This window comes from Corynebacterium sp. Marseille-Q2823, from assembly GCF_903645345.1.
In the GTDB taxonomy this organism is placed as follows: Bacteria; Actinomycetota; Actinomycetes; order Mycobacteriales; family Mycobacteriaceae; genus Corynebacterium; species Corynebacterium hiratae.
This window is the reverse complement of sequence record NZ_CAHJXS010000008.1, coordinates 102,668-116,042: the sequence shown is the minus strand read 5'-3', so window position 1 is coordinate 116,042 and position 13,375 is coordinate 102,668. Positions and strand designations below refer to the sequence as shown.

The window sequence follows — 13,375 nt, the reverse complement described above, 5'->3', positions numbered from 1 at the left end:
ACAACCACACATGATTTCTGCAGTCCTTATTGCTAACCGCGGCGAGATCGCCGTCCGTATCGCCCGCACCGCGCGTGACTTGGGCATCCGCTCCATCGCCATTTACTCCGAGGCCGATGCCGGCGCCCTGCACACCCAGGTGGCTGACGAAGCTTATGCGCTTCCCGGCAACTCCGCGGCGGATACCTACATGAACATCCCGGCGCTCCTCGATATCGCCGTGCGCGCCGGCGCTGACGCCATCCACCCCGGTTATGGCTTCCTCTCGGAGAACGCCGACTTTGCCCGCACCGTAGCGGAGGCCGGCCTGACGTGGATTGGCCCCTCACCGGAGTCCATCGAGCTGCTCGGTGACAAGATTGCTGCGCGCCGCGTGGCCGAGGAGGTCGGCGCCCCGCTGGCACCGGGTACCTCCGATCCCATCGATGACTGGCAGGAGGCCCGAGCCTTCGCTGAGGAGCACGGCCTGCCCATCGCCATCAAGGCGGCTTATGGCGGCGGCGGACGCGGCCTCAAGGTGGTGGAAAACCTCGAGGACATCGAGGCCGCCTTCAACTCCGCCGGCCGCGAGGCCAAGGAGGCTTTCGGGCGTGCGGAATGTTACGTGGAGAAGTTCCTGACCCACCCGCGCCACGTGGAGGCGCAGATTCTGGCCGATACGCACGGCAACGTCGCCGTGCTGGGCACCCGCGATTGCTCCACGCAGCGCCGCTTCCAGAAGCTCATCGAGGAGGCCCCGGCACCCGCGCTTAGCGACGAGCAGCGCACCGGCATCCACGAAGGCGCCCGCGCCATCTGCGCGAAGGTCGGCTACACCGGTGCAGGCACCGTCGAGTACATCGTCTCCGAGGATGGCACGATTTCCTTCCTCGAGGTCAATACCCGCGTGCAGGTGGAGCACCCAGTGACCGAGATGGTCACGGGCGTGGACATCATTGCGGAGCAGTTCCGCATCGCTTCCGGCGAACCCTTGTCTTTCCTATCTGACGCTCCCGCGTCAGATTCCCCGTCTGATTCCTCTTCCTCGTCTGAAGCGCAAGCTTCAGACGCATCGGACCCTGTGTCCGATGGCCACGCCTTCGAGTTCCGCATCAACGCCGAGGACATCCTCAACGGCTTCGCGCCGTGCCCCGGCACCATCGTGCGCTTCGAGCCGCCGACGGGTCCTGGCATCCGCGTGGATTCCGGCGTGCGCTCCGGCTCCATCGTCCCGCCCTACTATGACTCGCTCGTCGCGAAGCTCCTGGTGTGGGGCCCGACCCGGGAGATCGCGCTGAAGCGCGCGCAGCAGGCACTTCAGGAATTCGACATCGAAGGTGTACGCACCGTGCTGCCCTTCCACCGCGATATGGCCTCCTCCCAGGTCCTCGTGGACCATGGCGACGCCGATGCCGCGGCCGGCATTTACACCGACTGGCTCGACCACAACTACCGTCCCTCCGCGGAAGCCACGAGCACAACGGTCCCCGTCGAGGCCATCTATGCGCAGCGTACCCGCGTGGCACTGGAAATCGACGGCAAGCTGGTCAGCGTGGGCTTCCCCACCGATATGTTGTCGCAGGGGCCGGTGAAGGGGGCGTCGGCAAGCGCGGCCTCCGGTGCCAGCGCCAGCGGCAACGAGGTGACCTGCCCTTACGAGGCCAACCTCGTGGCGTGGAACGTGGCAGACGGCGACACGGTCGAAGAAGGCCAGGCCATCGCCACGATTGAGGCCATGAAGATGGAATCCGCGGTCAAGGCCCCGTCTGCCGGAAAGCTGAGCCGCGTGGCGAAGGAAGGATCCAGGCTGGAACCGGGCGCGGTGATCGCCACGATTGCTTAAGCGGCGGGCTACTGTAAGTCGCATGCTTGCAGATTCCGTCGCCTCCGCGCTTCGCGCCGCCATCTCCGAAGGCGAGTACATGCCCGGACATCAGCTCAGCGAGGTCCGCGCCGCCGAGCGCTTCGAATGCTCCCGCAACACCTTGCGGGAGTCTTTCGCCATGCTCGCTTCCGAGCGCATCGTGGAGCGCATCCCACACAGGGGCGTGTTCATCGCCACCCCTGATGCCGATTTCGTGCGCGATCTGTACTTTGCGCGCGCTGCCATCGAGCCGGCCGCGGCGCGCTATGCCACCTTCGAAGACCCAGGCGAGCTGGTGCGGCTGACCGAATCCGCCGTGCTTTCCGACGCACCCCGCCCCCTCATCAACCAGCGCTTCCACCGGCAGTTGGTCGCTGGCTTGGGCTCGCCGACGCTGGACCGCTCCATGTCGCACCTGCTGGCGCGGATGCGCTTGACCTTCTTGTTGACGCTGGAACGCTACCCGCAGATTCACGATAATCACGTCCAAGCCAACATCGACTTGGCCCACCTCATTGCGCAAGGCGAGCGTGAGGCCGCCGCCGATGCCTGCCGAGCGGACTTGATGCGCGCGATGGATTCGATTCTCCGGGTCCTTTAACTGCGCCTCCGCTCCTGTTAGCCGGTTCCACCCGCGCGAAACTGCTCGGCCCACATGGTTCTAGTGAGATGGTTCGGGTCAAAAGGTTCGTTTACCCCCAAGTGAACCATGTACGCATTCACAGATGGTTTGTTTGCCCCCAAACAAACCTTCTGACCAGAACCATCTGAGTAGAACCATGTATCGGCGTCATGAGAGCTAGAGGAAAACGCCACCGAACTGGGGCTCAGGGGATGAGGAAGTCGCGGTCCGGGATATCGGTGACCAGCATCTTGCCCGGGGCATGCGTGATGGCCAGGCTAGGCCGCGAGTTCATCACGATGGCCTGCGGGGTCACGCCGCATGCCCAGAAGACCGGGATTGTGCCCTCAGGAATGTCGACGGCTTCGCCGAAATCGGGCTGCGATAGGTCCTCGATGCCGATGGCAGCCGGGTCGCCCACGTGAACCGGGGCGCCATGGACGCCTGAGTAGCGGGAGGTAATGCGGACGGCATCGGACACCTGGCTCGCAGGAATGGGGCGCATGGAGACCACCATCGGCCCCGAGAAGGCACCCGCCGGGGTGCAAGGAATCGTCGTGCGGTACATCGGCACGTTGCGGCCCTGCTCAATATGAGCGATGGAAATGCCGTTTCTACGAGTGCGTTCTCAAAGGTGAAGGAACAACCAATGAGGAAGGAGACGATGTCTTCGGAGTAGAAGGGGGAAGCGTCGCCAAGCGTCTGCGTGAGCTGGCCGTCCTCGTAGAGGTTGTAGGCGGGGATGTCGGTGCGGATGTCGCCGCCCGGGATGAGCTCAGAGGCGTACTGCCCCGCCTCCAGCACGCCGACGATGGGGCACGGCTTGGGATTGCGCTGCGCGAAAAGAAGGAAGTCGAAGGCGTACTCGCGCGGCAGGGCAATGAGGTTGGCTTGCATAAAGCCGCGGGCGTGGCCGGCCGTGGTGGTCATGTCGTGTGCGCGGGCAAAGGCGCGCACCTCTGATGGGGTCTGCATTATGCCCATAGGTTAACGATTCCCGAGATGGATTTGATGCCGATGAAGATTTCCAGCACGAGCGCTAGCACGCCAGCGATGAGGAGCCACATCGGCTGCTTGACACCGTGGGTGAGGTCGTGGCGCTTGAACGCGACCCACATGATCATGGCGAAGGCGATAGGCAGGATGATGCCGTTGAAGGCGCCCGCGAAGATGAGGAGCTTCTGCGGCGCGGAGTTGAGAATGCCGTAGAGGATGGCGCAGACCACGATGAACCCGACGGTCAGGAAGTTGCGGGTGCGCGGGCTGACCTTCTGGGTGGTCACGAAGGTGATGGAGGTGTAGGAGGCACCAATAACGGAGGACAGACCTGCGGCGAAGAGGACGACGCCGAAGGCGCGGAGGCCGAACTCGCCGGCGGCGTGGCGGAAGGCATCGGCAGCGGTGTTGTCTTCAGAGAGCGCAACACCAGTAGACACAACGCCGAGGACCGCAAGGAAGAGCAGCACGCGCATGATGCCGGTGATGATGATGCCGAGAACGGAGGTCTTGGTAATCGCGTTGACGTTCTCCGGGCCCGAGAGGCCGGAGTCGATGAGGCGGTGTGCACCGGCGAAGGTGATGTAGCCGCCCACCGTACCGCCGATGAGGGTGGTGATGACGAAGAAATCGACGCTCTCCGGCATGACGGTGTTCTTCAGGGCCTCCCCTACCGGCGGCTGGGAGACAATCGCCACGTAGAGCATGAGCAGAATCATGATGGCGCCGAGCGCGGCGACGATGCGGTCCAATGCTATGCCTGCGCGCTTGGACAGGAAGATGAAGATGGCGATGGCGGAAGCGATGAGGCCGCCGATGCGGGCATCGATGCCGAGCATGGCGTTCAGGCCCAAGCCGGAGCCGGCGATGTTGCCGATATTAAAGACCATGCCGCCAATGAAGACCAGGATGGCGAGGAACCAACCGAGGCCAGGCAGAACGGTGTTGCCCAGCTCGTTGGCACGCATACCGGAGATGGCAAGCACGCGCCACACGTTCAGCTGAATAGCAATGTCGACGATGATCGACAGCGCAATGGCGAAGGCGAAGGCCGCACCCATCTGGACGGTGAAGACGGAAGTTTGGGTCAAAAAGCCGGGGCCGATGGCGGAGGTAGCCATGAGGAACATGGCGCCGGCCATGGCGCCGATGCCCTTGGGAGGCTGCACCTCTGTCGGCGCGTTGTGGGCGGCTTCCCGGGAAGCGGAGGGGTTGGTGGGTTCCGAACTCATTGTTGGGCACCTTTCGTGACGAAGGTCGCATTAAACGTTGGTGAAAGCATAGGGGTTGTTCAACAATCTGTAAACAGCGCGGGGGTGGCGCACGTTACACCCTTGCCAAAACTGCAGCGACCCACACACCCTGACCGCACACCGTTGCGCGCCTCCAAAAGGTGACCTAGGATACTAAGTTAACTAATCGTCATTCGTATTCATCAACGGAGGAACCCATGCCCCAGGACATCTACATCGCCGGGGCTGCACGCCTGCCCATCGGCAAATTTGGCGGCAGCCTCGCGCGCCTCTCCCTCACCGAGCTCGGTTCGCTTGCCGCCGAAGCAGCTATTGAGCGTTCGGGGCTTACCGGAGCAGACCTCGATACCGCCGTAGCCTCCAACGTCATGCCAGTGGTTCCGAAGGACCTCTACCTCTCCCGGGCGATTGCCAAGAACGTGGGCATGCCAGACTCCTCCACCGCCATGGGAGTCAACCGCCTCTGCGGCTCCGGTGTCCAGGCCGTCATCAGCGCGGCCCAGCTCCTGCAGACTGGCGACGGCTCCCTGGCGCTGGCCGTCGGCGCGGAATCCATGAGCAACGCGCCCTATTCCGTCGAAGGCGCGCGCTTTGGCAAGCGCATGGGTGACGGCAAACTCTACGACTGGCTCACCGGCGCACTCTCCTGTCCCTTCGGCACCGGGCATATGGGCGTAACCGCGGAGAACGTCGCCGCCGATAACAACATCTCCCGCGAGCGCCAGGACGAGTTCGCCACAGAGTCCCAGGAGCGCGCCGCCCAGGCCCGCGCGGAGGGCGTGCACGCCGAGGAAATCGTCCCCGTCGGCGAGCTGGACTTTGATGAGGGGGTGCGGGAGACGAACGTCGAGAAGCTGGCGAAGCTCAAGCCGGTCTTTGTCAAGGACGGCACCGTCACAGCCGGCAACGCCTCCGGCATCAACGATGGTGCGGCGGCCGCCGTGCTGGCCACCGCAGAGGAGGTGACCAAGCGTGGCCTGGACCCGCTGGCGAAGATTGTGTCCTGGTCCATCGCGGGTGTGGACCCGACGCGCATGGGCATCGGTCCGGTGGCTGCAGTGCCGAAGGCGCTTGAAAAGGCCGGCCTGGAGTTGCAGGATATTGACCTCATCGAATCAAACGAGGCCTTCGCCGCCCAGGCCATCGCCGTGCAGGACCAGCTGGGCTTCGACCCGGCCAAGACGAATATCTATGGCGGTGCCGTCGCGCACGGCCACCCGGTTGGCGCCACGGGCGTCATCCTGCTGACCAAGCTAGCTTATGCGCTGCGCCGCGAAAGCAAGCGCTATGGCCTGGTCACCATGTGCATCGGCGGCGGTCAGGGAATCGCCATGATTATTGAGAATGGAGCGAAGTAAATGAGCATCACCAAGGTAGCCGTCATCGGCGCGGGTTCGATGGGTTCTGGCATTGCGGCGCTGTGTGCGTCGGCAGGCATGGACGTCGTACTGCTGGACCAGAACGCGGAGGGTGCCCAGAAAGGCGTCGAGATCCAGCTCAAGCGCAAGGGCTTCCACCTGCCGGAGTTTGCCGAGCGTGTTCGCGCCAGCGATGACTACGCCCTGCTGGAGGACCGCGAGTGGGTCATCGAGGCCATCTTCGAAGACCTGGGCGCCAAGCACTCGCTCTATCAGGCCATTGAGCCTTATTTGCCCGCGGATGCTCTGTTGAGTTCCAATACCTCGACCCTACCGCTGGCCTCTCTTCTTGAGGGCGTTCCGGAGGCCCGCCGCGATAAGTTCGCCATCACGCACTTCTTCAACCCGCCGAAGGTCATGCGCCTGGTGGAGCTCATCGCGTCCGGCCCGACGGAGGCTGCCCTGCGCACCACCATCGAGCAAACCCTGGGCAAGATTGCGCTCGAGTGCCGCGATACCCCAGGGTTTATTGCCAACCGCGTGGGCTGTTACTGGATGGCCGCCGGCGTGGCCCGCGCCCGCGAGTTCGACGTGAGCTACGAGCTTGCCGACGCCTCCTTCGGCCGCGCCTTCGGCATCCCCCGCACCGGTATCTTCGGGCTGCTCGATTACATCGGCCTCCAGCTGGTCAAGCCGATCTGGAAGTCCCTGGAGACGGCCCTGCCGGCGGGCGATCCACTGCTTAACGTCCCCCTCGGTGATGATCCCTTCATCGCAGGGCTCGTTTCTCGGGGGCTGACCGGCCGCACTGGTGAGGGTGGCTTCTATCGCGGCCGTGACGAGGTCATCAACTCCTCTTACGAGTACGTGCCCCGTACTCAACCCTCCGATCCTGTCGTGGGCCTCAAGGATCCGCGCGAGGTCATGGACACTGACTCCCCCGGCGGCCGTTTTGCCCGCGCGGTCTTCCTCGACACGCTGGCCTACTGCTGCGAGGTAGCTCCCTCCATCGCGGACCACGTGGGCCTCATCGACGAGGGACTGACCTTAGGCTTCGGCTGGAAGAAGGGCATCTTCGCGCTTGCCGACGCCATCGGTATCGACCACGTCGCCTCCGCTTATGGTGCAGACGTTCCTGAATTGGTCTCCGCTGCTGCTCAGGCGGGTGGCTTTTATGGCGAGGGCTCAGTGCTGTCCTCGACGGGTTCTCGTCAGGAGCTCGCGCCGCGCGAGGGCGTCGTAACGCTGTCTTCTCTTGATACTGAGACCATCGTTTCTCTGGAGGCGGGCGCGGTGCACGCGGTGTCCACGTCTGCTGGGCGCATTGGCATCATCGACCTGCACACGCCGATGAATTCCTTGCCTACCCCTGCCCTCGAAGTTATTCGTGCGGCCCTCGACGCTGTGTCCTCGGCGAATCTCGTCGCGCTAGTCATTGGCAACGACAAGCCGGTCTTCAGCGCGGGTGCTGACCTCGCTTCCATTGCGGCTGCGGGGGAATCGGGTTCCGCTTCGCGCGTTGAATCCTTGATTGCGGACGGCTCGAAGACCCTGCGTGCACTCAAGTTTTCCCCGGTCCCCGTGGTGGCGGCTGTGCGTGGCGTTGCCTTGGGCGGCGGCTTTGAAACTGCGCTGGCCTGCGACCGCATCGTGGCTCACGCCGATACGCGCCTCGGTTTCCCGGAGCGCACCGTGGGCCTCTACCCAGGCTGGACGGGAACCATCTCCTCGCTGGAACGCCTCAAGGCGGCCGGTGTCGAGGACTATCACCAGAAGGCCTTCGACTTCATCGCCTCGGCCCGCAACTTCTCCTCGGCTTTCGAGGCTCAGAAGGCTGGCTTCTTGTCCTCGGATGACGTCGTGCTCATGTCTTTCGACCACGTCCTCGCCCGTGCTCTGCTCGAGGCCGCCCACTTGGCGGCCTCCTACACCCCGCCCGCGGACGCTTCTATCGAGATGTACTCCGGCTCCCCCGCCTTGGACCGTGACTGGCCCATCGACGGCACCACCGAGAACGACCACGTCATCGTGTCCAAGCTCGCCGAGATGTACACCGCTCCTAGCTCCACCTCCGCCTCGGCTTCGCTGAGCTTCACCGAGTTCTGCGAGCGCGAAGTGGAGTTCGACGTGCCGCTGGTCCTCCTGCCAGCCAACGTGGAGCGCGCCAAGCACATGGCAGCCACCCGCAAGCCCCTCAACAACTAGCCTCGGCCGCTTCCACTTCCCAACCCCGTTCCCTTTCGGAGCGGGGTTTCTCCTTGTTCATTGCGACTTGGAGCGGCAATTGTCACGCAAGTTTATGCTAGTCACTTGCAAGTTTGAGCTGGGCATCCTCTTTACAACTTTTAGCCTTGCACATGGTTCCACTCAAAAGGCATTAGTCACATGGTTTACTTGCCCCCAAGTAAACCATCTAGGTGTTTACAAACGGTTCGTTTGCCCCCAAACAAACCTTCTCACTAATGCCTTCTGACTGAAACCCTCTGGCAACGTTCTCGTGCTGCCAAGGAGGCTCGCTAGGCTGAACGAGGTTGCACTGTGTTTAACGCACCGCGCACCTCATTGAGAACTTGTTCTCGGTTCTGGAGAAGATCCCGTGGTGAGTAACGCAACACGATGTATCCGAGATTCTGAAGGTATTTCTCTCTTTGCCGCTCAGCCCGTATCACCGCTTCGGTAGACTTTCCGTAGGTCGCTCCGTCGTACTTCACAGCGCCGTCTATTTCCATGATGATTTTGCCGTTGATAAGCAAGTCCGGCCGATACCCACCCTGAAGCTCTGGCTGAACCACGAGTTTCTTTCCCAGGCCTTCCACAATCAACATGCCGCGCGCATAGGACTCATAGGGAGATTCGGCGAGGGCTGTGGCATGCGTAATCACTCTCCTAGCCTGAGCAGCACCTTTTACACGGCCCATTGCCGTGATCATTGACCGTAATTCGTCAATGCTAACGAGTCGTTTGCGCAAAGCGGAGTCGACAGCCATCAGCCCTTCCTCAAACGTCGCAAGCCGTGCGACGTCGATGCAGGTGCGTGCAACCGACGTGCACCGAAGCCCGAAGCGCTCAATAATATCTGAGGCTGGCAGCCACATCTTCCGGTACATCACTTTGCTATCCCATTGCCGCCTCGGTGGGACTGTTTTGGATTGCCGTGCTAGAACAACCTGAGCGTTCCGAGACGGCAGCATCCACAAGCCCAACAGTTTGGCCGCAGATCTTTCCACGAGAACTGAACGATGAGCGCTACGCCCGAAGGCAACGATGTCAAAGAGATGGCGTTGGTAGTAAGGAAGAGTTGAATAGTACTCGCTGTTTATTGCGTAACGCGAGGTGAGGCGAATAAGTTCACCTGAAGCAAGCTGTTTCCACACGGGATGGTCGTTCGGAAGGGGTCGTAGGTAAATGAGGTGTGAATCGTCAATCATGTCTCCATCATCATGGCTTCCAGCCCTCAAAAGCTACGGTCGATTCCCCGCCTGTGGATAACTTCGCCCCAGCGACATAATTGGCTGATCCTTCAACAAAGTAATCCACAAGGTTCCCCCCACAAGGCTTCACTCAGAAGTCTCTAGTCAAAAGGCTCGTTTGCACCCAAGTAAACCTTCTAACAGCAAAAAGAAGGTTCGTTTGCCCCCAAACAAACCTTCTCACTAATGCCTTCTGAGCAGAACCATCTTCGACCGCTCACGGCGGTTCCAACAGAGGCCTCCCCACCAGGACTCGAACCTAGAGGGGCCGCGATAGTGGGGAAAAGATGGGCACGGTGAAATAGGGGCCACTTCGAATCGCTACTTGTAGGCCGAGAAGCCCGTAATCTTCTTGCCCATAATCAGGGACTGCACGGTATCGGTTCCTTCGTAGGTGTGCATGGCCTCGATGTCAGCGAAGTGGCGCGCGATGTCGTTTTCCAGCAGGATGCCCACCCCGCCGAGCATGTCGCGGGCATCGGCGGCGATGCGGCGCGCGGCCCGCGTGTTGTGGAGCTTCGCCGCCGAGGCTTGCTCCGGAGCCAAAGTCCCTGCGGTTTCGCGTAATGAGACCTCACGGCAGGTCAGCATCATCTGGCTCAAGTCAAGCACCATGTTGGCCAAGCGTTGCTGAATGATCTGTGCCTTCGCCAGCTCGCGACCAAACTGCACGCGCTCGAGCACATAGGAGCGGGCAATCTCATAGCAGGCCACCGCCGACCCCAGCGCCATCCAGGACACACCAATGCGTGTAGCAGTCAGCACGCGAGACACATCCTTGAAGCTGCGGCAGCCCGGTAGCTGGTTGGCGGCGGGGATTCGGCAATCAGTCAACGTGATGTGCGCCTGGTGGATAGCGCGAAGAGAAAGCTTGCCCTCAATAACGGAAGCCGAATAACCAGGAGCCTCCTGCGGCACGATGAAACCGCCAACATTGCCATCCTCCATGCGCGCATAGATGATCGTGATGCCGCCGGAAGCGCCATTACCAATCCACTTCTTCTCACCGTTGAGCACCCACTCATCGCCATCGCGCACCGCGGTCGTCTCCAAAGCAATCGAGTCCGAACCGTGAGCTGGCTCCGTCAGCCCGAAAGCGCCGAGCAGCGAACACGAAGCCATCTGCGGCAGGTACTCAGCCTGCTGTTCCGGAGAGCCCAGCATCGAAATTGAGCGCATGGCCAGCCCAGCCTGCACCGCAATCACCGTGCCCATCGAGGCATCCGCACGCGTGACCTCCATGAGTGCCAAGCCAGCACCAAGCGTCGACATCTGCTCGTGGCCTTCCACCGCCAAACCATCCGTCATCACGTCCAAGTCGCCCAAGCGCTGAACCAAGTCCAGCGGGTACTCCGCAGCCTGCCAGTGCTGGTTGATCACCGGGGCGGAGTACTCGCGAAACTGCGCCGCACGCTTCCACCCAGCAGCATCTGATGCAGAGAGGTCGTCAAAAACACCCAAGAAATCAGTGGTGGGCTCGAAAAGGTTGTGGGACATAGTAAATTCTCCAACAAACAGGCAATACGAATGGCGATTAGCCCCAATTGTGACCTGACTCTCCCCGGGCTGTCAAGTGCTCCACACATAATGCGATTGCCCCGCACATAACGCGGCCCGACCACACGCAATGCAGCACGACCACGCACGCACAGCCACCAGACAATCCAGTACCCCACCGTCCCCCGCAGCCCGCATCGCAGGTACACTAACCACCATTAGCTCATTGAGGAGGACGCCCACCATGGCCAACCAGAGACGCCGCGACCAAATCGCCGCCGCCGCACTCGACCTCTTTGACCAGCGCGGCTACCACGCCACCGGCATGGAGGACATCGCCAAAGCCGTCGGCATGCGCGCCTCCAGCCTGTACAACCACTACTCCTCCAAACAAGAGCTTCTCGCCGAAGTCACCATCACCGCCATGGAGGACCTCCTGCGCGCCAACGCCGCCTGCCTCGCCGGGCTGAGCGATCCCCGCGACAAACTCGTCGCCACCATGAAAGCCCACGTCATCTACCACGCCACCCACGCCCGGCGCGTCCGCGTGGTCAACAACGAGCTCACCAACCTCGAAGAACCCCACAAGTCCGTCGTCCTGCAACTGCGCCGCGACTATGTCGCGCGGTGGATGGCCGTGGTCAACGAGGGCGACTTCCACGCGGAGAACCTCAAAATCGCCTGCTGGGCGCTCATCGATATGGGCATCGGCGTGGCCCAATGGTTTAGCCCCGACGGTGACTACACCGCCGAGGCTTTAGGTGACATGTACGGCCAGTTCGCCCTGCGCCAGCTTACCTAGGGCGCACAACCAATCTGCTGCTCTTCCTCACGCCCATCCGGGTACTGCACGCGCACGCGGGAGTAGACCTCGGCGTGGTAGCCGCAGGCCACGCGCTTGTCGACGACCACCTTCACTCGGTCCTCGCTAAACTCGCCCTCCGCGCAGTTGGGGTCGCAGTTATTCTCGATGGCCACGCCCTCGGCCTCTGCGGAGTCGGCTCCCCAGCGCTGCCAGTCCAATTCGTTGACCAGGTAATTATTGTCAGCGCACGCTAGCGAGATGCGGTCCGGGCCCTCCAGGCCCGTGACGGAGACACAGTCCAAAATGGCCGTGGCATCGATGGTGGTTTCCACGTCTGGGCCTACGAGTCCAACCACGCGCACCAACTGGCCGGTGGCGGGCAGGACGGAGAAGGAGACGCGGTCGGAATCGCGAATCACGGTGACCAGCTGGTCCTCGCCTTCGCCCTCAACGGTGCCGACCTCATTGCCTTCCGCATCCGCCAGCATGTCATAAGCAATCTTCTGTTGCTCGCTACTTAGTCCGGGCTGGAGCAGCAGCTCCAGCGCTCCGAGGGCGTGGTTCGGGAAGGAATCCGCCAGCTTCTCCAGCCCGGCACGGTCGGTCGCCACGACGAGATCCTCCGGGTTGATGGAGGGCTGCGGATCGAAGCCTGGCACCTCGCCCTGTGAGGAAACCTCCACCGCACCGCCAGCATCCACCGCATATTCGGTGATCGCAGTGGCATCGCCGAGGGTATCGACGCGCTTCATGTATTCCTTCGCGGTCACGCCTTTATCCACGGCATCCGGCTGGGTCGCGGCAGCTTCGCCGGCCTGGGTCAGGATTTCCGCGGCCGAGGCCACGGGCTCCGAGTTATTAAGCAGCGGGAAGGCTCCACCAATAAGGGCCAGCACCGCGACGGAAGCCGCCGCAATAGTCCACGTGGGGCGGCCCTTCGTGATCTTTGCGAGGGTGTCTTCGGAGCGGGCGAGGGATGCGTCGTCAAGCGCGGCGTCCGGAACCGGATTGGCGGCGCGGAGTTTGTCGAGAGAGTTAGACATTGGTTTCTCCTGTGAGTTCGGAAAGGTGGGTGCGTGCGCGGTGCAGGCGAACGCGCACGTTGTTGCGGGAAATGCCGAGGACCTCGGCGATATCGGGGTGGTCGAGTCCCTCCCAGGCGTGGAGAGTGAGAATTTCGCGCTCGGCGTGCGAGAGCTGCATCAGCGCGCGTGTGATGTCGAGGTTGGCATCGACAGCGTCATAGCCGGCATAAGACTCCAGCTCGTGATCATCGAGGTTCTCCGTCTCCTGGCGGGTGCGGTAGAACTCGCGCATCACGTTGCGGGCGATGCCATACAGCCACGGCAACGGCGTGCCGCGCAACGAGTCGAAGCCGGCCCACGCCCGCTCGAAAACGTCGGCCGCCAGCTCTTCCGCGTGACTCGGTGGGACGCGGCGGCGCAGATACGCCAGCACCGCCGGATAATGCTCGCGAAACAGGCGGGAAAACTCCCGCTTGCGCGAACCAGGCAAGGTAAGGACAGACACT

Annotated in this window: 10 protein-coding genes and 1 pseudogene; 5 read left to right on the top strand and 6 right to left on the bottom strand. The window is 62.3% G+C overall.

Features of this window, described 5'->3' with window-relative positions; genetic code table 11:
- Positions 1 to 10 precede the first annotated feature (10 nt).
- Positions 11 to 1,822, top strand: a complete 1,812-nt coding sequence (locus tag HWX44_RS10080) for an acetyl/propionyl/methylcrotonyl-CoA carboxylase subunit alpha (RefSeq protein WP_175974477.1) — start codon at positions 11 to 13, stop codon at positions 1,820 to 1,822.
- A 22-nt stretch (positions 1,823 to 1,844) separates the two neighbouring features.
- Complete coding sequence (locus tag HWX44_RS10075) at positions 1,845 to 2,444, top strand: GntR family transcriptional regulator (protein WP_070702424.1); 600 nt, start codon at positions 1,845 to 1,847, stop codon at positions 2,442 to 2,444.
- 226 nt (positions 2,445 to 2,670) lie between these two features.
- On the opposite strand, the pseudogene HWX44_RS10070 reads toward HWX44_RS10075, so the two are convergent.
- Positions 2,671 to 3,449 (bottom strand): annotated as a pseudogene (locus HWX44_RS10070) (putative hydro-lyase).
- Complete coding sequence (locus HWX44_RS10065; RefSeq protein ID WP_049154413.1) at positions 3,440 to 4,693, bottom strand: NRAMP family divalent metal transporter; 1,254 nt, start codon at positions 4,691 to 4,693, stop codon at positions 3,440 to 3,442. Before HWX44_RS10065 ends, HWX44_RS10070 begins: the two are co-directional and overlap by 10 nt.
- 218 nt (positions 4,694 to 4,911) lie before the next feature.
- Between HWX44_RS10065 and HWX44_RS10060 the strand changes: the two genes are divergently transcribed.
- Both HWX44_RS10060 and HWX44_RS13475 read left to right on the top strand, forming a co-directional pair.
- On the top strand, positions 4,912 to 6,072 hold the full coding sequence (locus HWX44_RS10060) for an acetyl-CoA C-acyltransferase (RefSeq protein WP_175974475.1): 1,161 nt from the start codon (positions 4,912 to 4,914) through the stop codon (positions 6,070 to 6,072).
- Complete coding sequence (locus tag HWX44_RS13475; RefSeq protein ID WP_175974473.1) at positions 6,073 to 8,277, top strand: 3-hydroxyacyl-CoA dehydrogenase/enoyl-CoA hydratase family protein; 2,205 nt, start codon at positions 6,073 to 6,075, stop codon at positions 8,275 to 8,277.
- Between the two features lie 311 nt (positions 8,278 to 8,588).
- Here the strand turns inward: HWX44_RS13475 and HWX44_RS10050 are convergent, their stop codons facing one another.
- Both HWX44_RS10050 and HWX44_RS10045 read right to left on the bottom strand, forming a co-directional pair.
- Positions 8,589 to 9,500 (bottom strand): DUF559 domain-containing protein, encoded by a 912-nt coding sequence (locus HWX44_RS10050; protein ID WP_175974471.1) that lies wholly within the window; start codon positions 9,498 to 9,500, stop codon positions 8,589 to 8,591.
- A gap of 363 nt (positions 9,501 to 9,863) precedes the next feature.
- Positions 9,864 to 11,039, bottom strand: coding sequence for an acyl-CoA dehydrogenase family protein (locus HWX44_RS10045; RefSeq protein ID WP_070509510.1), 1,176 nt, complete (start codon positions 11,037 to 11,039; stop codon positions 9,864 to 9,866).
- A 244-nt stretch (positions 11,040 to 11,283) separates the two neighbouring features.
- On the opposite strand from HWX44_RS10045, the gene HWX44_RS10040 reads away from it, so the two are divergent.
- Positions 11,284 to 11,841, top strand: a complete 558-nt coding sequence (locus HWX44_RS10040) for a TetR/AcrR family transcriptional regulator (protein ID WP_046647001.1) — start codon at positions 11,284 to 11,286, stop codon at positions 11,839 to 11,841.
- Here the strand turns inward: HWX44_RS10040 and HWX44_RS10035 are convergent.
- Together HWX44_RS10035 and HWX44_RS10030 are read right to left on the bottom strand one after the other, a co-directional pair.
- On the bottom strand, positions 11,838 to 12,887 hold the full coding sequence (locus tag HWX44_RS10035) for a hypothetical protein (protein ID WP_175974469.1): 1,050 nt from the start codon (positions 12,885 to 12,887) through the stop codon (positions 11,838 to 11,840). The two genes, HWX44_RS10040 and HWX44_RS10035, sit on opposite strands and share 4 nt — an antisense overlap.
- Positions 12,880 to 13,374 (bottom strand): RNA polymerase sigma factor, encoded by a 495-nt coding sequence (locus HWX44_RS10030; protein ID WP_175974467.1) that lies wholly within the window; start codon positions 13,372 to 13,374, stop codon positions 12,880 to 12,882. Before HWX44_RS10030 ends, HWX44_RS10035 begins: the two co-directional genes overlap by 8 nt.
- Position 13,375 lies beyond the last annotated feature (1 nt).